Annotated in this window: 21 protein-coding genes and 1 riboswitch; of the genes, 8 read left to right on the top strand and 13 right to left on the bottom strand. The window is 59.6% G+C overall.

Annotated features, from left to right (window positions below):
- Positions 1–27 precede the first annotated feature (27 nt).
- From GQ39_RS27455 to GQ39_RS27440, 4 genes are all read right to left on the bottom strand, one after another.
- Positions 28–636: a YqiA/YcfP family alpha/beta fold hydrolase gene (locus tag GQ39_RS27455; protein WP_047536647.1), complete on the bottom strand. Its 609-nt coding sequence runs from the start codon at positions 634–636 to the stop codon at positions 28–30.
- 180 nt (positions 637–816) lie between these two features.
- The gene (gene cpdA / locus GQ39_RS27450; RefSeq protein WP_047536644.1) at positions 817–1632 is read right to left on the bottom strand and encodes a 3',5'-cyclic-AMP phosphodiesterase; all 816 of its coding nucleotides are present in this window, start codon (positions 1630–1632) and stop codon (positions 817–819) included.
- A gap of 112 nt (positions 1633–1744) precedes the next feature.
- The gene (locus tag GQ39_RS27445; RefSeq protein WP_008063540.1) at positions 1745–2197 is read right to left on the bottom strand and encodes a DUF1249 domain-containing protein; all 453 of its coding nucleotides are present in this window, start codon (positions 2195–2197) and stop codon (positions 1745–1747) included.
- Positions 2188–2805, bottom strand: coding sequence for an NUDIX domain-containing protein (locus tag GQ39_RS27440; RefSeq protein WP_047536639.1), 618 nt, complete (start codon positions 2803–2805; stop codon positions 2188–2190). Before GQ39_RS27440 ends, GQ39_RS27445 begins: the two co-directional genes overlap by 10 nt.
- A gap of 214 nt (positions 2806–3019) precedes the next feature.
- Between GQ39_RS27440 and GQ39_RS27435 the strand changes: the two genes are divergently transcribed.
- Positions 3020–3766 (top strand): RsiV family protein, encoded by a 747-nt coding sequence (locus tag GQ39_RS27435; RefSeq protein ID WP_047536636.1) that lies wholly within the window; start codon positions 3020–3022, stop codon positions 3764–3766.
- Here GQ39_RS27435 and cytX read toward each other — a convergent pair.
- Positions 3735–5027, bottom strand: a complete 1293-nt coding sequence (gene cytX, locus GQ39_RS27430; protein WP_047536633.1) for a putative hydroxymethylpyrimidine transporter CytX — start codon at positions 5025–5027, stop codon at positions 3735–3737. The two genes, GQ39_RS27435 and cytX, sit on opposite strands and share 32 nt — an antisense overlap.
- A 149-nt stretch (positions 5028–5176) precedes the next feature.
- Positions 5177–7066: a phosphomethylpyrimidine synthase ThiC gene (thiC, locus tag GQ39_RS27425; RefSeq protein WP_047536631.1), complete on the bottom strand. Its 1890-nt coding sequence runs from the start codon at positions 7064–7066 to the stop codon at positions 5177–5179.
- Positions 7067–7230: 164 nt separating this feature from the next.
- Positions 7231–7336: riboswitch (TPP riboswitch) on the bottom strand.
- Positions 7337–7531: 195 nt separating this feature from the next.
- Between thiC and GQ39_RS27420 the strand changes: the two genes are divergently transcribed.
- Positions 7532–8968 carry a TolC family outer membrane protein gene (locus GQ39_RS27420; RefSeq protein WP_047536629.1) on the top strand — a complete coding sequence of 479 codons (1437 nt, stop codon included), beginning with the start codon at positions 7532–7534 and terminating at the stop codon, positions 8966–8968.
- 72 nt (positions 8969–9040) lie between these two features.
- On the opposite strand, the gene waaA is transcribed toward GQ39_RS27420, so the two are convergent.
- Both waaA and GQ39_RS27410 read right to left on the bottom strand, forming a co-directional pair.
- Positions 9041–10321, bottom strand: coding sequence for a lipid IV(A) 3-deoxy-D-manno-octulosonic acid transferase (waaA, locus tag GQ39_RS27415; protein WP_047536627.1), 1281 nt, complete (start codon positions 10319–10321; stop codon positions 9041–9043).
- Entirely contained in the window at positions 10314–11228 is a 915-nt protein-coding gene (locus GQ39_RS27410) for a LysR family transcriptional regulator (RefSeq protein WP_047539213.1), read from the bottom strand. Before GQ39_RS27410 ends, waaA begins: the two co-directional genes overlap by 8 nt.
- A gap of 108 nt (positions 11229–11336) precedes the next feature.
- Between GQ39_RS27410 and GQ39_RS27405 the strand changes: the two genes are divergently transcribed.
- From GQ39_RS27405 to GQ39_RS27390, 4 genes are all read left to right on the top strand, one after another.
- The gene (locus GQ39_RS27405; RefSeq protein WP_008004867.1) at positions 11337–11669 is read left to right on the top strand and encodes a DMT family transporter; all 333 of its coding nucleotides are present in this window, start codon (positions 11337–11339) and stop codon (positions 11667–11669) included.
- 103 nt (positions 11670–11772) lie between these two features.
- Entirely contained in the window at positions 11773–12948 is a 1176-nt protein-coding gene (locus GQ39_RS27400) for an NAD(P)/FAD-dependent oxidoreductase (RefSeq protein WP_047536624.1), read from the top strand.
- Positions 12945–13757, top strand: coding sequence for an aldo/keto reductase (locus GQ39_RS27395; RefSeq protein WP_047536622.1), 813 nt, complete (start codon positions 12945–12947; stop codon positions 13755–13757). Before GQ39_RS27400 ends, GQ39_RS27395 begins: the two co-directional genes overlap by 4 nt.
- Before the next feature lie 32 nt (positions 13758–13789).
- A complete protein-coding gene (locus GQ39_RS27390) occupies positions 13790–14749 on the top strand; it encodes a hypothetical protein (RefSeq protein ID WP_047536620.1) in 960 nt (319 codons plus the stop codon).
- A gap of 104 nt (positions 14750–14853) precedes the next feature.
- On the opposite strand, the gene hldE is transcribed toward GQ39_RS27390, so the two are convergent.
- Both hldE and msbA read right to left on the bottom strand, forming a co-directional pair.
- Positions 14854–16278 carry a bifunctional D-glycero-beta-D-manno-heptose-7-phosphate kinase/D-glycero-beta-D-manno-heptose 1-phosphate adenylyltransferase HldE gene (gene hldE / locus GQ39_RS27385; protein WP_047536618.1) on the bottom strand — a complete coding sequence of 475 codons (1425 nt, stop codon included), beginning with the start codon at positions 16276–16278 and terminating at the stop codon, positions 14854–14856.
- A 285-nt stretch (positions 16279–16563) separates the two neighbouring features.
- Positions 16564–18366 (bottom strand): lipid A export permease/ATP-binding protein MsbA, encoded by a 1803-nt coding sequence (gene msbA / locus GQ39_RS27380; protein ID WP_047536617.1) that lies wholly within the window; start codon positions 18364–18366, stop codon positions 16564–16566.
- Positions 18367–18521: 155 nt separating this feature from the next.
- Between msbA and GQ39_RS27375 the strand changes: the two genes are divergently transcribed.
- Both GQ39_RS27375 and GQ39_RS27370 read left to right on the top strand, forming a co-directional pair.
- The gene (locus GQ39_RS27375; protein ID WP_047536616.1) at positions 18522–20387 is read left to right on the top strand and encodes a bifunctional O-antigen ligase/aminoglycoside phosphotransferase family protein; all 1866 of its coding nucleotides are present in this window, start codon (positions 18522–18524) and stop codon (positions 20385–20387) included.
- A complete protein-coding gene (locus GQ39_RS27370) occupies positions 20384–21607 on the top strand; it encodes an acyltransferase family protein (RefSeq protein WP_047536615.1) in 1224 nt (407 codons plus the stop codon). The genes GQ39_RS27375 and GQ39_RS27370 overlap by 4 nt, the downstream gene beginning before the upstream one ends.
- A gap of 78 nt (positions 21608–21685) precedes the next feature.
- On the opposite strand, the gene GQ39_RS27365 is transcribed toward GQ39_RS27370, so the two are convergent.
- The 3 genes from GQ39_RS27365 to GQ39_RS27355 are packed head-to-tail and all read right to left on the bottom strand — an operon-like array spanning position 21686 to position 24602.
- Positions 21686–22570, bottom strand: a complete 885-nt coding sequence (locus tag GQ39_RS27365) for a glycosyltransferase (protein WP_047536614.1) — start codon at positions 22568–22570, stop codon at positions 21686–21688.
- Entirely contained in the window at positions 22567–23721 is a 1155-nt protein-coding gene (locus GQ39_RS27360; RefSeq protein WP_047536612.1) for a glycosyltransferase family 4 protein, read from the bottom strand. Before GQ39_RS27360 ends, GQ39_RS27365 begins: the two co-directional genes overlap by 4 nt.
- A complete protein-coding gene (locus tag GQ39_RS27355) occupies positions 23718–24602 on the bottom strand; it encodes a DUF6625 family protein (protein ID WP_047536610.1) in 885 nt (294 codons plus the stop codon). Before GQ39_RS27355 ends, GQ39_RS27360 begins: the two co-directional genes overlap by 4 nt.
- Positions 24603–24650: the final 48 nt, after the last annotated feature.

The raw sequence follows: 24650 nt of genomic DNA, 5'->3' as shown, positions 1-24650 counted from the left end.
GTGATTCAATGAAAAAGGGGCAACGGTTCACAGTGCGCTGAAATCAATCGCCTGATACAAATCTGCGCCTATGCCGGCAAAACTCAGCATGGCTGGAAGTTGCTCGGCAAACCCTTGGTAACCATGGTCGCCGCCGGCCTGAATACGCAAGGCACAAGCCCGGTAATACTGCTGGGCGAGGCGATAGTCCAGCGTTTCGTCGCCGGTCTGCAACCACACCTGATAGCGCTGCGGGTCCTGCGGTGCCGGCACTTCCAGTTCGGCCAAGGCCGTCACATGGTCATGGGTCAGTTCCCAGGTCTCATCGGTATACAGGTTTTTCTGCGTCCCCAGAAACCCGTCGAACATCCGGTGCGGACTGACGGCAGGGTTGATCAACAGGGCTTTGAGGCCATGGCGTTCGGCCAAGTGAGTCGCATAGTAGCCGCCGAGTGAGCTGCCGACCAGCAGTGGCCGTCCGAGCGCCTCAATCGCTTGCTCCAGCTGACCGATGGCTTCGCGGGGATGGTGATGCAAGGCCGGCACGCGCAATCGATCGCTCAAGCCCAGACGCTCCATCACTTCGCTCAACTGAGTGGCCTTTTTCGACGCAGGCGCGCTGTTGAACCCGTGGATATAAAGGATCGAGCCGGACATTTGAACTCCCTGTGCGTCGGATAAAGAGGCGGAGTTTACAGGGTGTCGGGGGAATCGGGGATACCCGTGAAATCGGGTCGCCCGGGCGGACGCCTTCGCGAGCGAGCTCGCTTGCACAATGGATCTGCACCGTTCACGAAGCCCAGCTCGCGAAGGCCGCAATGCGATCTTGGGGAATGATTAATAGCCGTTGGAGCTGTAATCGATCTGGAAGTCGAAACCGCTGACGCGCTCCACTCCGGTTTCGAGCTGGCCATCCGGCAACAGCCGCAGCCAGCGATACCCCGGCGCTTGCTCCCCGACCATGAAATCATCGCTGCCCGGTTCGAACTGAATGCAGGTCGAAGGCGAAGCGATCAAACGCACATCATTACGCCATTGATCGACTTCCTGATGCACGTGCCCCCAAAGTACGGCGCGCACCTGTGGAAAACGGTCCAGCACAGCAAACAACGCCTCGGGATTACGCAGCCCGATCGGCTCCATCCAGGCACAATCGATCGACACTGGATGGTGGTGGAAGCACACCAGGTGATGACGCTCCGGCGTTTCACTCAACGAGCTCGCCAGCAGTTGCAACTGTTCGTCCTGCAAATACCCCGGCACCGAGCCCGGCACGGCCGAATCAAGCAGCGTGATCCGCCAATTGCCGATGTCGACCACCGATTCCAGCAACGCGCTCTGCACCGCCGCCTCGGCCATGATCAATGGCTCGTCGTGGTTACCGGGAATCCAGCGGGCTGGGGCACCGAGTTGCCCGGTCAGGTCGCGAAACCGCTGGTAAGACTCCAGCGTGCCGTCCTGCGACAGATCACCCGTGGCCAGGATCAGGTCGATCTGCGGCTGTTGCTGGCGTACCAGCTCGATGACTCTTTGCAGGCTGTCGCAGGTATTCATGCCCAGCAGCGTGCCATCCGCCTCGGCGAACAGATGGCTGTCGGAAATTTGCACCAGAAACGCCGGATCGGCGGCACTCAATGTGGATACGCTCGGCAAGGTGTTCTCCCAGGGCGTGATCACGGGAATGGATGAATGGCGCAATTATGCTGGGGGACGACCTAAAGGGGAAACCTGTGAACCTGACGCAGTTCACAACTGCGGCTCACAATTAACGTACGACTTCGTACTCGTGCCCCAACGCCAGGCAATGGCTCAACCATTCGCCCAGAAACATGTTCAGTTGGGCTTTTTCATCCGGCTGGTGCATCGAGGCGTTCGGGTAAGGATAGATGCCACGAAAGCGCCGCGCATGTTCGGCGCTGACCACTTCGGCCATGCAGGCGTCGTGGTAGACCTGTACTTCCAGTTGCGGCACCGGCAGCCACGGCAGGCTGTGTTCCTGGCGCACTTGCAGGGTCGTGGTGTACGGACAGACTTGCAGCACTTCCAGCGCCAGCACCCCGAGCATCTGATCGCCATGGGTCACGGCGATGCGCCGCGCGGCCGGCTCGCTGCGCATGTCCGGCAGCAGTCGCATCAGTCGCGCGTAGTTCGCCTCGCAGGACGCTTGCAGCCCCACCAGATCTACCCGATAGCGATCGCGCAGCTTGTTTACGACCATAACCCCCTCACTTCAACGCGATTCAAAGCCAGCCATTGCAAGGCAATGATGCTTGGTGCGTTGGCAATACGTCCGTCGCGTACGGCCTGCAGGGCATCTTCAAAGGCCCAGACCGAGACGCGGATATCTTCTGCTTCTTCCTCCAGCCCATGCAGGCCGCCGACCCCGGTTGTCTCGCAACGCCCCAGGTACAAATGCACGAATTCATTGCTGCCGCCCGGCGATGGAAAATATTGGGTGATCGGCCACAGCGCCCCGAAAACAAGCCCAGCTTCCTCCTGCCCTTCGCGGCGAGCAACTTCTTCCGGTACTTCTTCCTTGTCGATCAGACCAGCGACCAGTTCGATCAACCAGGGATTGTCGGTCTTGCCCATGGCGCCGACGCGGAACTGCTCGATCAGCACCACTTCATCGCGCTGCGGATCGTAAGGCAGCACGCACACTGCATCATGGCGCACGAACACTTCACGATTGATCTCGCGACTCATGCCACCGGCGAACAATTCGTGGCGCAAGTGCACGCGATCAAGCTTGTAGAAGCCCTGGTAGCACTGTTCGCGCCGAACGATATCAACGGCGGTCGGAGTGGCGGTGGCAAAATCAGTCATGACAATCCTCGTTACTGCTAATCCTGTACGAGGCTCCCACCTCGACTTCGCGCCATCCTAACGCGCCGGAGACCTTTGATGCAGCCCCTTTCCCGTCAGCGGGATAGACGGTGAGGGCGAAACCCACTCTAATTAGCTTAGTGGCGAACTGACTGCTTCGTTGACAGTCGAAGCGGGTAACTTTTCGCCTTTCCCAGTTTTATGAAGGACAACCATGTCGCTTTTTAAAATCGCCTCCGTGGCCGCCATCGCCCTGACCCTGGGTGCCTGCCAGAGTCTGTTCCAGCCCAACTATCGGGCGCCGCTGGAAACCACTCGCGACGCCTCCGAACAGCTCAAGCCTGGCTGCAAGGATCAGGATTGCCCGCTGGTGAATATTGATATCGTGCACTTCCCGGCCGAACCTACGCTTGACGGCATCATCGAAAAACGCCTGCTGCAAATGACCCGCACCTCGCCCGATGCCCCCGTGGCGCCGACACTGGCCGCGTATCGCGAACAGTTTTTGCGCACCGCCGGCCCGCGCAACAGCAGTTATTTGCAATCGAAAGTACGCGAGCAGCATGACGGCTTGGTGATTGTCGAACTGTCCAGCTACCTGGACAACGGCGGCGCCCATGGGATTCCGGGCCGCGGCTTCATCAACTACTCACGTCAACAACATAAGGTGCTGACGCTGTCGGACATGCTGGTGCCGGGACAGGAAGACGCGTTCTGGAAAGCCGCGCAGGTGGCGCACAACAGCTGGCTGATCAGCACCAAGCTCGACCAGGAACCGGAGTTCGTGAAGAGCTGGCCGTTCCAGAAAACCCAGAACGTGGCGCTGACTTATGGCGGGGTGATCCTCAAGTACGAAACCAGCAGCATCGCGCCTTACGCGCTGGGCCATGTCGAACTGAAGATCCCCTACCCTCGTCTTAACGGCATCATCAAGCCCGAGCTGTTTCCCGGCCGTAACTGAAGGCCCGGCCCAGAACGAGTTGCAGCAGCCCTGCCAGCACCAGCGCCGGCAGGGTTGCGCCGATGTCCGGATACAGATTGGCCAGCAGATGGTAGGTGCTGATCCCGCCCAGCCAGGCCAGCAGCGCCGGCCAGCGCAATGCGGCTGACGCGACCTGGCCACTGCGTTTGCGCAGGATGAAGTGGTCCACCAGCACCACCCCGAACAGCGGTGCAAACACTGAACCGATCAACAGCAGGAAGTTCTGGTACTGAGCCAAGGGTGCCAGCAAGGCGATCAAGGTGCAGACCACCCCGATGGCCAACGCCAGGTGCTCGACCTTCCAGCGCAACAGAATCCCGCTGGACACCGCCGCCGAGTGAATGTCGGCAAAGGCGTTCTCTGATTCATCCAGCAAAATCAGCAGCAACGGAATCCCCAGGCCTGCACCGGCCAGAGCCAGCAGCAAGGCATTGACTTCACCGCTCGGCGCGAACGCCAGGGTGTAGGCCACGCCCAGGCTCATCAGCCAGAAGTTGCCGATAAAGAAACCGATCGCGGTGCCACCGAATACGTTTTTCGCCCGCTTGCCGAAACGCGAGTAGTCGGCGATCAGCGGCAGCCACGACAGCGGCATGGCAATCGCGATGTCGAAGCCCACGGCGAACGGCATCGAGCCATCACCGGCCTGCGCCCACAAGCCCGCCAGATCAGCCTTGGCGAACAGGTTCCAGGTCAGCCAGGTGCACGCGGCCAACAGCAGCCAGATGCCCCATTTGCGCAGGATCTGGCGCACGAACGTCAACGGACCACTGACCGCCAGCAAGGTCGCCAAAGCGCCGAAGAACAGCGTCCACAGCATCGGATGGGACAGCAGGCTGCCTTCGCTGAAGGCCCGCGCGCCCAACAGGCTGGCGGCATCGCGCATGACGATGATTTCGAACGAGCCCCAACCGATCAGTTGCAGCAGGTTCAACACCGCCGGCAGGCTGGCGCCTTTGGCGCCGAGGCTGAGTTTGAGCGCGGCCATCGACGACAGGCCGGTATCGCTGCCGATCACGCCAACCGCGGCCAGCAGCAGAACACCGACCAGCGTGCCTAGAAAAATCGCCAGCAACGAGCCGGACAGCCCCAAACCTGGCGCCAACAGCGCACCGGTCTGCAGCACCATCAGGCCGATGCCGAGGGAGAACCACAGGGAAAACAGATCACGGCCGCCGAACACACGCCTGTCAGACGGCACCGCGAAATCGGGGGAGTAAGTGCTGGGTTGAATGCTCAAGGGTGTTATCTCAGAGGGACATTTGGTGTTGTGTTAACCGCTATCGCCAGCAGGCTGGCTCCCACAAGGGACTTGTGGCGTTCACAAATCCAGTGTGGGAGCCAGCCTGCTGGCGATGGGGCCTGTAGGCCCCACCCTTTCAGGTCAGGTCAAACTTTCTGGTACAGCTGACTGCCTTCTTTCTTGAAGCGCTCGGCCTGCTCGGCCATGCCTTGGGCGACGTCCACGTCCAATGCTTCGATCCGCTGGTTGGCCGCGTACTCGCGCACTTCCTGGGTGATTTTCATCGAGCAGAACTTTGGCCCGCACATCGAGCAGAAATGCGCGACCTTGGCCGAATCCTTCGGCAGGGTTTCATCGTGATACGAGCGAGCGGTGTCCGGATCGAGGCCGAGGTTGAACTGATCTTCCCAACGGAATTCGAAACGCGCCTTGCTCAAGGCATTGTCACGAATCTGCGCGCCTGGATGCCCCTTCGCAAGGTCGGCGGCATGAGCGGCGATCTTGTAGGTGATGATCCCGGTCTTCACGTCATCCTTGTTCGGCAGACCCAAATGCTCCTTCGGCGTCACGTAGCAGAGCATGGCGCAACCGAACCAGCCGATCATCGCCGCACCAATACCCGAGGTGATGTGGTCGTAGCCTGGCGCGATGTCGGTGGTCAGCGGGCCAAGCGTGTAGAACGGCGCCTCGTCGCAGCACTCGAGCTGCTTGTCCATGTTCTCTTTGATCAACTGCATCGGCACGTGGCCCGGGCCTTCGATCATGCATTGCACGTCGTGCTTCCAGGCGATCTTGGTCAGCTCACCGAGGGTCTCCAGCTCGCCGAACTGCGCTTCGTCGTTGGCGTCGGCAATCGAACCCGGACGCAGACCATCGCCCAGCGAGAAGCTGACGTCGTAGGCCTTCATGATTTCGCAGATTTCGTCGAAATGGGTGTAGAGGAAGTTTTCCTTGTGGTGCGCCAGGCACCACTTGGCCATGATCGAGCCGCCACGGGAAACAATGCCGGTCACCCGCTTGGCGGTCATCGGCACATAGCGCAACAGCACGCCGGCGTGGATGGTGAAGTAGTCGACGCCCTGCTCGGCCTGCTCGATCAGCGTGTCGCGGAACAGCTCCCAGGTCAGGTCTTCAGCGACCCCATTGACCTTCTCCAGTGCCTGGTAGATCGGCACGGTACCGATCGGCACCGGCGAGTTGCGGATGATCCACTCGCGGGTTTCATGGATGTGCTTGCCGGTGGACAGGTCCATGACCGTGTCCGAACCCCAGCGAATACCCCAAGTCAGTTTCGCCACTTCTTCTTCGATGGACGAACCCAGGGCGCTGTTGCCGATGTTGCCGTTGATCTTCACCAGGAAGTTACGGCCGATGATCATCGGTTCCAGTTCGGTGTGGTTGATGTTGGCGGGAATGATTGCGCGACCACGGGCGATTTCTTCGCGGACAAACTCCGGCGTGATTTCCTTCGGGATGCTGGCGCCGAAGCTGTGACCGGCGTGCTGCTGTTTCATCAGGCCGGCAGCGCGGGCCTCTTGCAGCTTCATGTTTTCGCGGATGGCGACGTATTCCATCTCGGCGGTGATGATGCCTTTGCGCGCGTAGTGCATCTGGCTGACGTTGGCCCCCGCCTTGGCGCGGCGCGGGTTGTTGACGTGAGCGAAGCGCAGCTTGGTCAGTTCCGGATCGGCCAGGCGCTCCTGGCCGAAGTGCGAGCTCAGGCCAGGCAAGCGCTCGGTATCACCCCGGTCGTCGATCCAGGCCGAGCGCACATCGCCCAAGCCCTTGCGCACGTCGATGATGACGTTGGGGTCGGTGTACGGGCCTGAAGTGTCATAGACAGTGACCGGGGCATTGATTTCGCCACCGAAATCGGTGGGGGTCACGTCCAGGCTGATTTCGCGCATCGGCACGCGAATGTCCGGGCGAGAGCCCTGCACATAAATTTTTTGCGAGCGGGTAAAAGGCTGAACCGACTGCTCGTCGACCTTGGCCGATTCGCTCAGGTGGGTGTCGTTTTTTGCTTTTGTCGTCATCACGGGCTCTCCAGACAGCATCCAGGCAGTGGATTTTTGTCGGAGCGAACCTGTAAACGAATGGACGCACGGGCGCTGGGAATTCCAGCAGTGCTGTGCTCAGTGCTCGAGGGGTGTTCGATTGTCGAACAACATCCCGGACGAAGCACAAGAGGACTCGCCGGGTGACGAGAAATCTTGTTCCCTACGCAGGCGCTAACCTGATCAGGTTCAACGGGATCCGAAATTATTCGATCTCAGCCTCATAGCAAGGCACCCCGACAAGAACCCGGCCAGTCTAGACACAACTGGCAAAGAACGCCAACTCTGCGGCAAATACCATGATGAATGGCGCAATTGCAGGATTGTTGGCGCCCCGATGCACCACTACACTCGCTACGCCGTCGCGCGCATTGACGTTGCACGTGTCGCGCCTTAGCCTTGGCGCTCAAATTACTTGTGTAATATTAATTTTAGGGAACGCCTATGCTGCGCAAACTCTCACTGGCCCTGGCCGTGTCTTGTGCGTCCAATGGAATGGCCTGGGCAGAAGCGCCCTTATCCAACAAAACCGATCTGGTCAGCGTCTATCAGGAAGCGGTGAACAACAACGCCGACCTCGCCGCCGCCATGGCCCAATACGGCGCCCAGAAGGAAGTCGTGCCCCAGGCCCGCGCCGGCCTGCTGCCTAATCTCTCGGGTGGCGCGCAAGTGTCCAGCGCGCGCACCTCGCTCGATCAGCCGTCGACCACCGCCAACCGCAATGCTCATTCATACCAGGCCACGCTGGCGCAGCCGTTGTTCCGTGCCGATCGCTGGTTCCAGTTCCAGGCCGCCAAGGACGTCAATGAGCAGGCCGCGCTGCAACTCTCGGCAACCGAGCAGAACCTGATCCTGCAAACCGCCAACAGTTACTTCAACGTACTGCGCAGCCAGGACAACCTGGCCTCGACCAAGGCCGAGGAAGCCGCGTTCAAACGCCAGCTCGATCAGTCCAATGAGCGCTTCGATGTCGGTCTCTCGGACAAGACCGACGTGCTCAACTCACAAGCCAGCTACGACACCGCACGCGCCAACCGTATCGTCGCGCAGCGCCAGGTGGATGATGCATTTGAAGCGCTGATCACCCTGACCAACCGTCAGTACAACTCGATCCAGGGCATCAGCCACAACCTGCCGATCCTGCCGCCAGCGCCGAACGATGCCAAGGCCTGGGTCGAAACGGCGGCCAAACAGAACCTCAATCTGTTGGCCAGCAACTACGCCGTCAGCGCTGCCGAGCAAACGCTCAAGCAGCGCAAGGCCGGCCACGCGCCGACCATTGACGCCGTGGCGAAATACGAAAAAGGCGATAACGACGCCCTGGGCTTCAGCAATCCGAACGGCTTTCCCCAACCGTACGGGGGCAACGTCGAGCAAACCTCGGTGGGCCTGCAGCTGAACATCCCGATCTACAGCGGCGGCCTGATCAACTCCCAGGTGCGCCAATCCTATGCACAACTGGATCAGATCGAGCAGCAACGCGAATCCCTGCGCCGGCAAATCGTCGAAAACACCCGCGACCTGCACCGCGCAGTGAATACCGACGTCGAACAGGTACAGGCGCGCAAGCAGTCGATCATTTCCAACCAGAGTGCGGTGGAAGCGACCGAAATCGGTTATCAGGTGGGTACACGAAACATCGTTGACGTGCTGGATGCGCAGCGCCAGCTGTACACCTCGGTGCGCAACTACAACAACACCCGCTACGACTACATCCTCGACAACCTGCGCCTCAAGCAACAGGCCGGCACGTTGAACCCCGGGGATTTGCAGGACCTGGCGCGGTGGCTCAAGCCTGACTACAACCCGGACAAGGACTTCCTGCCGCCGGATCTGGCCAAGGCGGCGGCTGACCAGTTGAATGCAAGACCGGGTCAGTAACAAATAAGTCCTGGCGAAAGACTTTTGTGGCGAGCGAGCCTGCTCCCTCGCCACAATGGGTCAGGAATGGATTCAAGCCCGCTCGATCAACCGCCCCAACCCATCCAGCAACCGCTGCAATGCGCCTTGATTGGTGCGCATCACCTTCAACCCCGCCTCCGCCATCCGCTGCGCATCCCTGGGCAATTCGAACAGACGCTGCACCGCCAGTGCCAACCCTTCGGCATCCTCCACTTCCTGCAACGCCCCGGCACTGCGCAACTGCGCGGCGATTTCGAGGAAGTTGAACAGATGTGGACCGCTCAACACTGGCTTGGCCAGCGCCGCCGGTTCCAGCAGGTTGTGCCCGCCATTGGGCACCAGGCTGCCACCGACGAAGGCACTGTCGGCCAAGGCATAGAGAAACAGCAATTCGCCCATGGTGTCGCCCAGCAACACTGACGTCGCAGCAGTGACCGGCTCGCCCGTGGAACGACGGACCGTGGCAAAGCCCTGCTGTCGGCTCAACTCGAACACCGCATTGAAACGCTCGGGATGGCGCGGCACCAGAATCAGCAAGGCATCGGGATGGCTCGCCAGCAACTGACGATGGGCCGCCAACACCACCTCGTCTTCGCCCTCGTGGGTACTGGCCGCGATCCACACCGGGCGTTCCTGCGCCTGCCATTGGGCACGCAGTTCGGCGGCTCGCTGCAACAGCTGCGGGTCGATGGTCAGGTCGAACTTGATTGAGCCAGTCACCTCAACGGTTGGCGCCCGGGCCCCCAAATTGCGGAAGCGCTGGGCCTCGGCTTCGGTCTGCACCGCGAACAGGCTCATTTCGGCGAGCATCGGCCCGGTCAGTTTGGCAAAGCGGCCATAGCCTTTCGCCGAGCGTTCGGACAGGCGCGCATTGGCCAACGCCACGGGAATCCCGCGCTTGGCGCATTCATGGATATGGTTGGGCCACAGTTCTGTCTCCATGATCACCGCCAACCTTGGCTGGACCCGATCAAGGAAGCGCCGGGCAGCGCACGGCAAGTCGTACGGCAAATAGCAGTGCTGGATGCGTGGCTCATTGGCAAACATCGCCTGGATGCGCTCCGAACCGGTCGGGGTCATGCAGGTGACGGTAATCGGCAGGTGGGGATAACGTTGCAGCAAAGCGCGAATCATCGGCGCAGCGGCAATGCTCTCGCCAACAGACACTGCGTGCACCCAAAGGCCACCCGGCTGCATCGCCGGCATCCCACAGGAGAAACGCTCGCCAATGCGCTTGGCATAGGCCGGCGCCTTGCGCGCCCGCAGCCACAGCCGAATCGCTACCAAAGGCAGCCCCAGATAAAACAGCGCGGTATACAGAGTTCTATTCATGGCGGCGGAGTTTATCGGGTTTTTCGCCGATCGCCTGCAAGTGCACGGCAAAACGTTCTGCCAGCCAGCGAGCCGCGGGGCCGAGGGGTTCATCGCGGCGCCAGACCAGTTCCACCACCAACGCCGGCGGGGTCCATTCGCTGCTCAACTCGACCATTTGCCCCTGATAGGTCGGGTACTGCACCACGTGGCGCGGCAGCCAGGCCCAGCCGAGGCCGCGCACCAGCCATTCCGCCATCACGTAAAAGCTGTCGGCCCGCCAGACTTGCGGGCTGGCCGGCTCGCTGCCGGGATAGAGGCTGGACTGGGTCGACATCAGCAGCTGGCGATGCCGGGCCAGCGCCTGGCGATCAACCTGAGCCTGCTTCGCCAGCGGGTGGTCGACGCCGCACACGGTGACCATTTCCACGCTGCCAAGCACTCGGCGCTCCAGCGCTTCGGGGATCTGGTCGTGAAAGAACAACAAACCCAGATCGGCACGACGCTCCACCAGTTTGCGCGCCACCTCGCCCTGGGCCGCACTGGTCAATTGCACTTCCAGGCTGGGAAAGCGCTCAGCCAGCGCTTCGAAGCTTTCGATGACCGGCTGATAAGGCATGGCCTCATCCTGAGCCAGGCGCAGACGCGCCTCCTGCCCACGCATCATCGCCAGCGCCCGGCCATTGAGGCGCTCACATTGACGCAGCACTTCCCGTGCTTCTTCCAGCAAGGCGTTGCCGGCTTCGGTGAGTTTTGGCTGTCGACCACTGCTGCGGTCGAACAGGCTGACGCCCAGGTCTTCCTCCAGCAGCGCGATCGAACTGCTGACCGCCGACTGCGCCTTGCGCTGGTTCCGTGCCACGGCGGAAAACGAACGTTGCTCCGCCACGCTGACGAACAAGCGCAGCTGCTCCAGGTTCCATTGCATACTCAGGCCCAAACCCATCTCAATAACAGATAGGTAATGACTTTACCGCATCTGACGAATCTCTAGAATGCCACCTCAGAAAGCAACACTTCATACGAGGATTGACCCATGACCGCTTACTACTACCTGGCCATCGCCATCTGCGCCGAAGTGATTGCCACTGTTTCGATGAAAGCGGTCAAAGGCTTCAGCACCCCACTGCCACTGCTGCTGGTGATCGTCGGTTACGGGATTGCCTTCTGGATGCTGACGCTGGTGGTGCGCAGCGTGCCGGTGGGCGTGGCTTACGCGGTCTGGGCCGGCATGGGGATCGTGATGGTCAGCGTCGCGGCGCTGTTCATCTACGGGCAGAAGCTGGACGTGCCGGCGATGCTGGGGATGGCGTTGATCGTGTTGGGCGTTGTTGTCATTCAGTTGTTCTCGAAAACTGCCGGGCATTAACTGCCGCCATAAGCTTCAAGTTATAAGCAACAAGAGGTCTTGCTTGCAGCTTATAGCTTGAAGCTTGAAACTTGCAGCTTCACTCAAACACTGAGGTCGCTGCATGCCATCCGTTATTTCCACCGACGTTCTGATTGTCGGCGCTGGTGTCGCCGGCCTCTGGCTGAATGCGCGCCTGCGCCGCCAGGGGTTTTCGACCGTGCTGGTGGAAAGCGCCAGTCTCGGTGGCGGGCAAAGCCTGAAGTCCCAGGGCATCATCCACGGCGGCGCCAAATACGCGCTGCATGGCGCCCTGACCGGGGCTTCGGAAGCCATCGCCGACATGCCGCGCCGCTGGCGTGAGGCCCTGGCAGGTGACGGCGAACTGGACCTGTCCGGCGTGCGCCTGCTGTCCGAAGCGCACTACCTGTGGTCTCCGGGCACGATCGCCGGCAACCTCACCAGTTTTTTCGCCAGTAAAGCCGTGCGTGGTCGTGTCGATCAGGTCAAGGGCGATCAACTCCCGCCCGCCCTTCAGGACAAACGCTTCAAGGGCAAAGTCTATCGCCTGGCGGAACTGGTGGTCGATGTGCCGAGCCTGATCCAGCGCCTGGCCGATCTGGCGGGTGACGGTTTGCTTGCCGGCCAGAAGATCGAGCCGCTGCTTGAAGGTGGCGTGCTGGTCGGTCTGAAGGTGGACGAGCGCGAGATCCGCGCCCAACGCATCGTCTTGAGCGCCGGCGGCGGAACGGCTGCGCTGCTCGAAGCGCTGGGCCTGAGCCAGCCTGCCATGCAGCGGCGGCCGTTGCACATGATCATCGCCAAGGGCCCAAGCCTAAAACCCCTGTACGCCCACTGCCTGGGCGGTGGTACCAAGCCGCGCATTACCGTCACCACGCACCCGGCCGCCGATGGCCAATGGGTCTGGTATCTGGGCGGCGATATCGCCGAAACCGAAGGCGTCAACCGTGAGCCTGCGGAGCAAATCGCCACTGCGCAGAAAGAACTCGCCCAGTTGCTGCCATGGATCGACCTGAGCACCGTGCAATGGGCCACCTTGCGCGTGGATCGCGCCGAGCCGCTGCAATCGGGCCTGACTCGCCCTGACAACGCGTTTCTCGCCGAGGAGGGCCGACTGCTGGTGGGCTGGCCAACCAAACTGGCGTTGGCGCCGGACTTCGCCGACCGGGTGATGGCGAGCCTTGCCCGCGATGGCATTCAACCAGGCCCGGCAGCGCCACTCCCCGAATTGCCAAAGCCGCCGATGGGCGTCACGGCGTGGGAGCAACTGCTGCCATGAGCCAACCCACCCTGCATGACCTGCATCGCCCCCTGGGCAGCACCGGCCTGCTGGTGTCGCCGCTGGGCCTGGGTACGGTGAAACTCGGCCGTGATCAAGGGGTGAAATACCCCAATGGCTTTCAGATCCCTGACGACGACGAAGCGCGCATGCTGCTCAAGCTGACCCGCGACCTGGGCATTAACCTGATCGACACCGCTCCGGCCTACGGTCGCAGCGAGGAGCGCCTCGGCCCTTTACTGCGCGGCCAGCGTCAGGACTGGGTGATTGTCAGCAAGGTCGGTGAAGAATTCGCCGACGGCCTGTCGCGGCATGACTTTAGCGCCGCGCACACCCGATTCTCGGTCGAACGCAGCCTGCAGCGTCTGGAAACGGATTTTATCGACCTGGTGCTGGTGCATTCCGATGGTAATGACCTGGCGATCCTCAACGACTGCGAAGTCTATGCGACCCTCGCCGAACTCAAGGCCGAGGGCAAGATTCGCGGGTTCGGCTTTTCCGGAAAAACCGTCGACGGCGGCTTGAAGGCCCTGGAGCAAGGTGATTGCGCGATGGTCACCTACAATCTGAACGAGCAAACCGAAAAGGCTGTCATTGACTATGCTGCTGCTCACGGCAAAGCCATTCTGGTCAAAAAAGCCCTCGCCAGCGGTCACGCATGCCTGAGCCCGGGCGTGGACCCGGTGCGCGCCAGTTTCGAATTGTTGTTTGAACATCCGGGTGTTGCCAGTGCTATTGTCGGGACCATCAATCCGCTGCACCTCGCCCACAACGTCGCGACCGTTGCCCAGGTCCTACGTAGCAACTGACGCCGCCCACGCGGCCTTAAGCAGGAGCCGACATGCCGCGTACGCTCATTAGAAAGAACCCGAGCAACTTCAAGACCCTGCCGTTATATGTCGAAGCGACTCCCGAAGGCCTGAGCTATCAGAGTGTCGGGAGGCCGCTGAATTTCTCCCAGATCCTGCAGCGTCGCCGTCCGGTGACGGTCGCCGACACGGAGCGGTTTTCACTTGAACTGGCCAATCTCGGCGTTTCGGTACGCCTGACGCTGCACTGGCAGAATCGCGATTACTGGGTGCTGGTGCGTCAACGTCGCCAGGACCGTGGCGACGTGGTGCTCAAGCTGATCTCCGGTTATGTCCCGGCCCACGAGCTGAACCTGCCGTTGCACACCGCCATCCAGGAGATTGCCGAAGAGTGCCTGCTGGAAACCCCGGAAGGCTGGCTCGGCGGCCGCTTCAACGACACCTGGTTGCCGGCGCCCTACTCGTCGGCCCTGCACTACCGCGAGGCCTTGCCGTTTCGCCTGACGCCGCTGTCCGGCTCGGCTCGGCCGGTGCGTTGCGCCAATCTGCAGTTGATCGAACGACCGCGCGCCTACGTGCATCTGCCGACAGCGTCGCTGCAATTGATCTACGACTTGCGCCTGGACGTGCCCAAGGAAGCCAAATCCTTGAGTTTGTTTCATGTTGATGAACGGCTGGAAGGCGATCAACTGGTCGCCCGACTCGATCGCAAGCGTCCCGATTTGTACCTGATGCCCTTGCAGGACGGCCGCCCCATGGCTGAGCTCTACACCTTGAAAAAGGATCAGTTGCACCCGGCCAGCACGCGCGGACTGTACTTGGCTGAAAGCTTTGCCCGACAGGAAGGCTGGCTGGTGAGGGATGAGCGGATCCGCTGGAAGGATTGGGTGAGCCAGCAAGGCTTGACGCCACCGGGGAAGGATTCCGGACTGGCCCGCTTGCGGGGGAAGGCAAAGCTGCTGCTGAAGAAGATCGTGCCGCGTACCCTGTAGGAGCGAGCCTGCTCGCGATGGAGGCCAACGATGACGCGGAAAACCTGGCGCCCCGCCGTGCTCCCAGGTTTTTCGCGAGCAAACTCGCTCCTACAAAAGCTGCGTTATTCGGACTTGCGAATCTTCTCGACAATCGCGGTAGTGGAACTGTTTTCCACCAGCCCCAACACTTTCACGGTGCCGCCGTAAGCCGCCACGATATCCGCGCCGACCACTTGGTCAATCCCGTAGTCCCCACCCTTGACCAGCACATCAGGTTTGACCTCGCGCAGCAGGTTTTCCGGCGTGCCTTCCGGGAAACTGATCACCCAGTCAACAGCCCCCAGCCCCGCCAGTACCGCCATGCGTCGGTCAACACTGTTGATCGGACGACCAGGCCCCTTCAGGCGACTCACCGATGCGTCGTCGTTGACCGCGACGATCAGGCGATCACCCTGGGCCCGTGCCTGTTCCAGATACGTCACATGACCGGCATGCAGGATGTCGAAGCAGCCGTTGGTGAACACGATTTTCTCGTTGTGCGCACGGGCGTCGTCAACGGCGAGCAACAACTGCTCGAGACCAAGCACACCACGCTCGGAACCTTCTTCACGCTGAATGGCGCGGCGCAGTTCCGGTGCGCTAATGGCCGCCGTACCCAGCTTGCCGACCACGATGCCCGCGGCCAGGTTGGCCAGGGCTACCGCATGGGGTAACTCCTCACCGGCAGCAATGGCCGCCGCCAGGGTGGAAATCACTGTGTCGCCGGCACCGGTCACGTCAAACACTTCACGGGCACGGGCCGGCAGGTGCAACGCCGGATGATCCGGACGCAGCAGGGTCATGCCATGCTCGCCACGGGTCACCAGCAAGGCGCCGAGCTCGAGATCGTGCATCAGCTTCGCGCCCTTGCTCACCAGCTCGTGCTCATCGGCGCAGCCACCGACGATGGTTTCGAACTCGCTGAGGTTCGGCGTGATCAGGCTCGCACCCCGGTAAATCGAGAAATCCTTGCCCTTGGGATCAGCCAGCACCGGAATGCCACGGGCACGGGCCGCCTGGATCAGCACCTGATGATTTTTCAGCGCGCCTTTGCCGTAGTCGGACAGCACCAGCACCTTGATGCCTTCGAGCAATTCGTCGACTTGCACCGCCAGCGCCATGGCGTCGGTGGAGAACGGCTCTTCGAAATCGATACGCAGCAATTGCTGGTGACGACTCATGACCCGCAGTTTGACGATGGTCGGCTGGTGCGCGATACGCTGGAACAGCGCCCGCACACCTGCGCCCTTGAGGCTATTGACCAGGCTGTCGGCGGCTTCATCGTCGCCTGTCACGCCAACCAGCGAGGCCGGCGCGCCGAGCGCGGCAATGTTCAACGCAACGTTGGCGGCACCGCCCGGGCGGTCCTCAATGTTCTCGACCTTAACGACCGGTACGGGTGCCTCAGGGGAAATCCGTGAGGTACCACCATGCCAGTAACGGTCGAGCATGACATCGCCGACCACCAAGACAGGGGCTTGATCGAATCGCGGCATGGACAACTTCATGGAGCAACCCACATACAAAATGAACAGGGGCGCGATATTAACACAGGGTGGGCATGGGCTTGTGCGGCGGCTGCAACCGGATCATTCAGCAGGTTTTTTTGCTCATTTTTTGAGCAGGACATCGGGCAAGCGCCTGCAGGCGTCCGTTTCCAGCGGCTCGCTCACAAACACCCCGATAACGTCCCACGCGGCAAATCGCCGACGCGCAGATTGCTGCCATTGCCACCGGGCGCATTGCACGCCCGGTGTGTACAAGGGTGAACCATGCTCACTCTGCTATCGGTCTCAAGCGATGTCTTGCGTCGGGGCATCCAGGCCCATGGCATTCAGACGCGAGTAGTAGCCATTTTGCGCCAGCAGTTGAGCGTGGGTGCCACGCTCGACGATTTTCCCCTGATCCATGACCAGGATCAGGTCAGCCTTCTCGATGGTCGACAGCCGGTGAGCAATCACCAGAGTGGTGCGGCCTTTCATGACCTGATCCAGCGCAGCCTGAATGTGGCGTTCGGATTCGGTATCAAGTGCCGACGTGGCCTCGTCGAGAATCAGCAAGGGTGCATTCTTCAACAGTGCCCGCGCAATCGCCAGGCGCTGCCGCTGACCACCGGACAGCAATACGCCGTTTTCGCCAACCTGGGTATCAAGCCCCTCAGGCAACTGCTTGATGAAATCCATCGCGTAGGCGTCTCTCGCGGCTTTCTCGATATCTTCACGAGGCGCGCCGGCCAGATCGCCATAGGCAATGTTGTTGGCCACGGTGTCGCTGAACAGCGTTACATGCTGAGTCACCTGGGCGATGTGCTTGCGCAGGTTCAGCAGTTTGTATTCTTCCACCTCAACGCCATCGATGAGGATCTGGCCCTTGTCGTGGTGATAGAAGCGCGGGATCAGGTTGGCCAGCGTCGACTTGCCACTGCCGGATCGCCCCACCAGCGCGACCATTTGCCCTGGCTCTACCGAGAAGCTGATGTCGTCGAGCACCTGACGCTCGGTATCGGGATAAGTAAAGCTGAGGTTACGCACCTCCAGACGACCACTGACAACATCACGCTCGATGGTGCCGGTATCGACTTCAGGCTCGACATCCAATTGCTCGAAGATGCTCTCGGCACCTGCTACCCCCTTCTGGATAGTCGAGCTGACCTCGGACAATTGACGGATGGGCTTGGGCAAAAGGCCAGCCAGCGTGATATAGGCAACCATGTCACCAGCGGACGCGTCACCACGCAGGTACAGCACCAGGAACATCAGCGCCGCCATGGCGGTATAGATCACCAGTTGCAGTAATGGCGTGTAGATGGCACCGGTACGGGTCATACGCAACTGCTTGTCGGTGTTGCCCTGACTGGCTTCGAAGAAACGCTTTTCTTCGTAAACCTCGCCACCGAAACTGCGAACCACGCGATAGCCCTGGATGGTTTCCGAGGCCACATGCGTCACATCGCCCATCGCCAACTGGATCTTCTTGCTCTGTTTGCGAAATTTCTTGCTCGCCGTACGCACCATCACGGCGATGAGCGGCAGGATGGCGACCATCACCAGCGTCAGGCGCCAGTTCATGAACAGCAGCGAGGCAAACAGGAAGATCACCGTCATGCCTTCACGAATTACGACCTTGATCGCATCTGTCGCCGCCCCCGTGACCATGGTCACGTTGAAGGTGATACGTGAAATCAGATGACCCGAGTTATGCTTGTCGAAGTATCGGTTCGGCAGCACCAACAGGTTGTTGAACAACTGGACTCGCAGGTCATGGACCAGCCCAAGGGAGACCTTGGCCAGGAAGTAGTTGCCCAGATAGGACCCCAGCCCCTGCCACGCTGCGATCAGAATGATCAGCAAGGGCACTGCCTGCAGCAGCTGCAAGTCGCGCAGGTACGGCACGGTCGGGAACAGCACTGCTTGCGGATTGGACAGGCCATCGACGAAGTACTTCAGGATGTAGCCCAGCATTGGCTGCGTCGAAGCGAAAATCAGGAATCCGACAATGCTGATCAGGAACATACTGATGTACGGCCGGACATAGCCGAGCAGGCGGAAGTAGATTTTCAAGCTCGATGGGCTTGCGGAGAGACTGGAGTCGGTCATATCACGCGAATGTCGATAAAAAGGACGCAGACTTTAGCACAGCTTCTTCAGGGTTCTGGCAATCGCGTAAAGACTGGTATTGTGACGCCCCCAAACCTATATCCAGCCCGCCCAGCCTTAACATGGTCGTTCAACTCAGGAATGAATCACTCAGCATGCAATTAAACGGCCTGAACAATACTTCCAATCGTGTCTTCGATTTCATTTGCCTGTGGATTTTGCCGCTCGGTTATTTGTTGCTGCTTTGCGCGCTGTTTTTTCTTCCAGGGCGCAGTCTGCTCCACAAACTTTTTTATGGCCTGTTCAGCATTCCAGCGCTGCTAGCACTGTGCTTGCGCCCGCGGGCGGGCAAAGAACTGCTCAACGAGCCAATCTTCGTCGCAGTACTGCTGTTCGTGGCTTGGGCGCTGCTCAGCCTGTTCTGGGGTCCAAGCGAGCAAAATATCGGTGGTGAGTTCAAACCACCCTTGCACACATTGCTGCTGTTCGCCGGGTGCTACCTGCTGGTGCGTTTTCGCAGCGAAATTATCCAGCCGTTGCTGTTTTGCGCAGCAACGGTGGCGTTGATCGCATCGATCTACAACCTGTACATGTTTGCCCGCGTCTACGAACCGGGCATGCGCCTGATTGGTGTTGGCGCCTTCGACAATCCGCTGCTCAGCTCCCATTTATTCGGTTTTTTCTGCACCTACTGGCTGAGTTTGAGCATGACTTGCAAGCGTCACCAGATACTCTGGCTGAGCATTCCCGCAATGGCGGTCATGTTCGCCGCAGTGATGGCTACCGGCTCAAGGACACCACTGGTCGCACTGACACTGGCCGCGCTCTGGCTAAGCTTCATTTGCTGGAATCGGCGATCCGTTGCCTTGCTTGGCGCACTCTTCGTCACGGGTGCCACCGTTGCCGTGATGTTTTCGCGAATGATCAATGAACGGGGTGACTCCTACCGTTTCGAGATATGGCAGATGGCTCTGCAAAAAATTGCCAATCACCCGTGGATCGGACATGGCTTCAACGCCGACCTGACCCTCGACCCCGGCATCGGATTCAACCTGATGGAGCCCCATAGTTTTGCACTTGGCGTGCTCTATTACGTCGGTATTGTCGGCTTGTTACCCTGGCTGTTCTTCCAGGCTCAAGGCCTTCTGTGTAGCTGGCGCTACCGCCTGCAACCGCTGTTTATCATCGCTTCAACCTGGCTGGTATTTGGCATCGGAGCAGGCCTGACTGAAGGCGGAGGGATTATTTCCCGGCCAAAAGAGCACTGGTTCCTGTTGTGGATTCCCCTGGCACTGATTGCCGCATTGAGCATCAACCTGCGGGCCAGACGCTTACTGGCCATGCCGATCAAAACAGTGACCGCGAGCGCCCTGCAACAGCTCACTGCCAATGCGCAAATCGTCGAAGAAGATGGTTTGGGGCCGAAGGTCCTGCGCCTGATCGACGGCAGTTTCCTCAAGCTGTTTCGACGCCGCCGGTGGTATACATCGGGCAGTTTCAACCCGTATTCCCAACGTTTCGCCATCAACAGTGTGCAACTGCGCACGATGGGTATTCCGACCCCCCCCATCCTTGACCTGTACCGGCTCGAAGACGGCAGTACCGCCGTGCACTACTCGCCCTTGCCAGGGCACACTTTGCGCCAAGTCCTGCAAGGCATTACCGCCCCCTCGGTACGTCAGACGCTAGTGGAACGTTTCGGCAAATTCATGGCGCAACTGCATGAGCAAGGTGTCTACTTCCGCTCTCTCCACTTGGGCAACGTGCTGGTACTGGAAGATGGTGAGTTCGGCCTGATCGATCTGGCGGATATGCGCATCTACCCTTCATCATTGAGTCCGTCACTGCGTCAGCGTAATTTGCGTCATATGCAGCGTTATACCGTCGATAAGCGCTGGCTGTTCGAGGATCATTTCGAAGCGCTGCTCAATGGATACGCTGCGATGGCATCGAAAGCCGACGTGGATAACCTGCACAAACAAGTGCTGACCGGAAACTCCCCGGTCCGGGCTCACCCATGAATGAAATCAATCCGATTTACGCGATAGCAGCCTACCTGCTCGCCATCGTGACCGCTGCACTTGTGCTACGCGCCGTACCGAAAATCTCCGATCATCTGGAACATGCGGGTAACAGTCGCTTTGCCAGCATTGATGGACTGCGCGGATATCTCGCGTTCGGCGTGTTTATCCACCATTCAATCATTACCTGGATATTCCTGAGCACGGGCAAGATCGATTTACCGCCGAGCAACTTCTACTCGCAACTTGGCCAGGGCAGCGTTGCGCTGTTTTTCATGATCACCGGATTTCTGTTCTGGGACCGGTTGCTCACCCAAGGGCGGCAACATGACTGGCTGGCCTTTGCGGTATCGAGACTCTTTCGCCTCTACCCGCTTTACCTGCCACTGATGGCGTTGGTCTTTGTGACGGTGTTCTATCTGCAGAACTGGGAACTCAAGGACTCTGGCACCCAGTTCATTGGACAGATCCTGTCCTGGTTGACCTTCGACCGACCGGACGTCAATCAATACCACCAAACCGGGATGCTGATCTCCAATGTCACCTGGACCCTGGCTTACGAAGTGTTCTTCTACATGGCCCTGCCACTGGCTGGACTGATTTTTATCTATCGTGGCGGTTGGCTACAGACGGTGCTGTGCCTGATCGGCATTTATGCCCTGTATCAACTGGTTGGCTGGGAGCACTCACTGAAGAAACATTTCCTGGCTGGCTTTCTCGGTGGCATTGCAGCGGCGTACTGGATTCGCCGCCCGCATTTGCTGGCCTGGGGCAAGACCCCTCTGGCCGGTGCAATTGCCTTGCTGGCGCTAGCCATTGCATTTACGGCATTCGACCGCGCCTTCAGTCTGGAATCGTTGTTGCTGATTTCGTTGTTTTTCGTGATCGTAGCTTCTGGAAACCCTCTGTTTGGAGCCCTTAGACCACGCAGCATCCGCTGGCTCGGAGAGATCAGCTATAGCACTTACTTGCTGCATGGCTTCTTGATCTGGGTGCTGATGCAGCGACTGCCGCTGATGTTGCACCTGGACGCCCGCGAAATCCGGGTTTTCCTGCCACTGCTCGCCCTGGGTAGCTGCTTGCTGATTTTGATCAGCAGCATGACCTACCTGTATATCGAGAAACCAGGCATCAACGCGGGCAAGAAAACCCTGCACTGGCTACGTCAAAACAGGAATACTCAAAAAAGACTTTCGGAAACATCCGCCCCACTTGGTTGAACGACCGCACGGGCTGGCGGGCGCAAGCAAGGAAACCTTCGATACCATCACTGCAGAGCGGTTGAAACCAATCCTGGCTCAATCTTTTTCCAGCGGTGAGAAGAACAGGCGGCCCAGGCCACGCCAGGTCTTCTTGTTCCAGGCCTTGAACGGGATCTGTGCCAGCAGCTCGCGGGCCAGCTTGCGATCACGGTTGGCGGTTTTCAGGAACATGGAGCTCAGGAACTTGTAGCGCACCTCGTCGTACAACGGATGGTCGCTAAAGAGCGCGTAGGATCGAAGAATGTTGTCGATCATGAAGCGATGATTTTTGTAGGAGTTGGTGGCGTGCTTGCGATAGCGCGCCATCACCACGTTCAAACCATCGATGAAGTAACCGGCGCGGGTCACCTTCAACTCGATCAGCAAATCCTCCAGGCGAATGTTCGGGTCAAACCCGCCCACTTTGTCCAGCGCTTCGCGGCGGATCATCAGGGTCGGTGCAGGAGGATAGGGTTTGCGCTCCAGGAACATGTCGTCGAAGTCCAGGCGACGGAACGGCACATCGCGACGCTGACGCTTCTCCGGGTACAGGTTGCCGTCAGCGTCGATCAGCTCGATGTTGCCGGCGCAAATCCCGACTTCAGGCTTGCCGTCCATGTACTCGACCTGGATGGCAATGCGGTCCGGCAGCATGATGTCATCGGAACCGAACGGCACGATCAGGCTGCCGCTGGAACGGGCAATCGCGCCGTTCAGGGTGTTGGTCAGCCCCTGATTCTTCTGGACCCGGAAATCGAACCCGTGTTGGGCCTGCAAAGCGTTGATTCGCTCGACACTGTCATCGCTGGAACCATCATCGACCACCAGCAGTTCGATATTCTGATAGGTCTGATTGAGGACACTGAGAATGCTCTGCTCGATATAACGACCGTGGTTATACGAGGCGATGATGACCGTTACGAGAGGTTGAGCGTTGCTCATGGTTGTTCCTTGCGGGCCTGGCTCAAACCAGAGTCGATCAGGTTCAGGTATTCCTGGCGGAACACCTCGATGTCATGTTGTTCCTGAAGATAACGATAAGCTTGCTCGCCCTTGGCCTTGAGCTCTTCGTCCGACAGACCCAGGTAGTTGTCCAAGGCCGCGACCAGGCTCGGCACATCGGCAGGCGTGATGGGCAGACCACCTGCGCCCTGGATCAATGGCAGCATGGCTGGCACGTTCGAAGCAATCACCGGCAGATGGCCGCTCATGCCTTCGAGCAGCGCCAGACCCAGGCCTTCGGCCAGGGATGGCATGGTCCAGATGTCAAACGCGCGAACGTATTGCAAGGCGTTCTCCCTGAAACCGAGCAAATGCGCACGACCGCTCAAGCCCAGGCGCTCGATCTCGGCAGCCAGACGCGACTCTTCCCGTCCGGCGCCGATAATCGCTAATTGAGTGGCTGGATACTTATCCTTGATAGCAGCGAACGCCTGCAACAGATACGTGTGCCCCTTGATCGGCACCAAGCGCCCCAGCGCACCGATCAACCGCACCGACGGATCGATGCCCAACAACTCGCGGGCACGCTCACGGCTGTGCTGCAAGCCTTCGGCCTGTTCGATGTCGATGGCATTGGTGATGGCATAGGTATTCTGATCAGTGAAGCCGCAGTCACAATCCAGCAGGTATTGCTTGACCGCTGGCGACACGCCGACAAAACGCCAGTGCCGATCGATCAGACGCTGAGTCTGGCGGCGCCGATAAAACCGGTCGTACTCGCCGAACCCATGGGAAATACCAATACACAGTGGCACTTTCAACCAACGATTGAGTGTCAGCATCATGTTCACTGGCTTGAAACGGTTGCAGATCACCACATCGAATTTCTCTTTGCGGCAGAACTGATACAGACGCCACATGGCACGCAGGCGCATGCCCTTGAGTGCCTTGTCGGAAAACTCGAAATACACTGAACGGTCGGCACGGCTCACCGCCTCGCCAGGTCCAGGCTTGCCTCGCAAAAACGCTGCGGTGACTTCATAGCGATCGCTGGGCAAGGCCTTGACGATCTGCTCCGCGAGATCAGCAAAATCATGGGCCTTGACGTTGTAGTCAGGCTGCAACTGCAGAACCTTTGACCGTTGACTCATAACTCTCCCCGATGAAAACCAGTCGCGTCGATAACCCAGGCGGGTTCAGCAGCGAGGCGCTTGACCTCGGCCGGTTCAGGTTCTGGCAACCGTGGCCACTCGTTGCGCTTCCAGCAGACAAAGTGGAAATACGGAAACCGGCGATCGCCATCGCGATCATTACTCACACTGCCATCGCGCCAATACCATTTGTGCGGAAAATTCTCCGTGCCGTCATGCCACTTTATGCAACCACCCGGGGTGCTGAATGCCTCGGTGAATTCGCTGGTGCGACGCCACGGGTTGAACTTGCCCACCAGCTTGAACAAAGGCTCGGGAAAGTTCTTGCGCCATAGAAAGATTCGGCTGAATGCGCCCTCATCCAGTGCGTGATGTTTCTGGTCGGTGAAGCGTGTTTTCCAGTCCTTGATCTGGCGGAACAACTCGCGCTTGCGGGTGGTATTCCTGATCAGGCAGAGGTGCCCCGCGACTCGTCGCTCGTGGGTGGAAAACAGATCATAAGAAGCGAGGCGATCCGCAGTGAAGTAACTGCGCAGGTCACCATACACCAGATCAATATCGCCGAAGCCCCAGAAATCGTAGCCTTGCAGGCGGTCGGCGTGAATAAGCCCGAACGCCGGCCGAATGTCGCACAACTTGTAAGCTTCCTTCGGCGCAAAGTCGATGTCCAGCCGCTCCGACACCATCCCGCAGTAGTCGCTGAACGTCATGCTCTCGACGGTGACGTTAGGCGGCAAATTCTCGGGAACCCCGCAGTCACTGAAAAACAACCAGTCGATGTCGGGATTGCGGCGGCAGCTCTCCAGAAAAAACGGCATCCAGAACGGCCAACGACCGAAATAAGGCATCAGAAACAAAATTCGCGGGGATGGATTGATCACAAAAAATTCACCTGTAAATGCTCAAAACGCCGCCATACTAGGCGGCGC

It is taken from the genome of Pseudomonas sp. 11/12A (genome assembly GCF_000800055.1).
Lineage (GTDB): Bacteria > Pseudomonadota > Gammaproteobacteria > Pseudomonadales > Pseudomonadaceae > Aquipseudomonas > Aquipseudomonas mohnii.
Note: the sequence above shows the minus strand (reverse complement) of the source record. Positions and strands in the feature narration are given on the sequence as shown.

What these genes read in the sequence shown, in the direction of transcription:
- GQ39_RS27455 (WP_047536647.1), bottom strand. Translation starts at nt 636, where the DNA reads ATGTCCGGCTCGATCCTTTATATCCACGGGTTCAACAGCGCGCCTGCG.
- GQ39_RS27445 (WP_008063540.1), bottom strand. Translation starts at nt 2,197, where the DNA reads ATGGTCGTAAACAAGCTGCGCGATCGCTATCGGGTAGATCTGGTGGGG.
- GQ39_RS27440 (WP_047536639.1), bottom strand. Translation starts at nt 2,805, where the DNA reads ATGACTGATTTTGCCACCGCCACTCCGACCGCCGTTGATATCGTTCGG.
- GQ39_RS27435 (WP_047536636.1), top strand. Translation starts at nt 3,020, where the DNA reads ATGTCGCTTTTTAAAATCGCCTCCGTGGCCGCCATCGCCCTGACCCTG.
- thiC (WP_047536631.1), bottom strand. Translation starts at nt 7,066, where the DNA reads ATGACGACAAAAGCAAAAAACGACACCCACCTGAGCGAATCGGCCAAG.
- GQ39_RS27420 (WP_047536629.1), top strand. Translation starts at nt 7,532, where the DNA reads ATGCTGCGCAAACTCTCACTGGCCCTGGCCGTGTCTTGTGCGTCCAAT.
- waaA (WP_047536627.1), bottom strand. Translation starts at nt 10,321, where the DNA reads ATGAATAGAACTCTGTATACCGCGCTGTTTTATCTGGGGCTGCCTTTG.
- GQ39_RS27410 (WP_047539213.1), bottom strand. Translation starts at nt 11,228, where the DNA reads ATGCAATGGAACCTGGAGCAGCTGCGCTTGTTCGTCAGCGTGGCGGAG.
- GQ39_RS27405 (WP_008004867.1), top strand. Translation starts at nt 11,337, where the DNA reads ATGACCGCTTACTACTACCTGGCCATCGCCATCTGCGCCGAAGTGATT.
- GQ39_RS27400 (WP_047536624.1), top strand. Translation starts at nt 11,773, where the DNA reads ATGCCATCCGTTATTTCCACCGACGTTCTGATTGTCGGCGCTGGTGTC.
- GQ39_RS27395 (WP_047536622.1), top strand. Translation starts at nt 12,945, where the DNA reads ATGAGCCAACCCACCCTGCATGACCTGCATCGCCCCCTGGGCAGCACC.
- GQ39_RS27390 (WP_047536620.1), top strand. Translation starts at nt 13,790, where the DNA reads ATGCCGCGTACGCTCATTAGAAAGAACCCGAGCAACTTCAAGACCCTG.
- hldE (WP_047536618.1), bottom strand. Translation starts at nt 16,278, where the DNA reads ATGAAGTTGTCCATGCCGCGATTCGATCAAGCCCCTGTCTTGGTGGTC.
- msbA (WP_047536617.1), bottom strand. Translation starts at nt 18,366, where the DNA reads ATGACCGACTCCAGTCTCTCCGCAAGCCCATCGAGCTTGAAAATCTAC.
- GQ39_RS27375 (WP_047536616.1), top strand. Translation starts at nt 18,522, where the DNA reads ATGCAATTAAACGGCCTGAACAATACTTCCAATCGTGTCTTCGATTTC.
- GQ39_RS27370 (WP_047536615.1), top strand. Translation starts at nt 20,384, where the DNA reads ATGAATGAAATCAATCCGATTTACGCGATAGCAGCCTACCTGCTCGCC.
- GQ39_RS27365 (WP_047536614.1), bottom strand. Translation starts at nt 22,570, where the DNA reads ATGAGCAACGCTCAACCTCTCGTAACGGTCATCATCGCCTCGTATAAC.
- GQ39_RS27360 (WP_047536612.1), bottom strand. Translation starts at nt 23,721, where the DNA reads ATGAGTCAACGGTCAAAGGTTCTGCAGTTGCAGCCTGACTACAACGTC.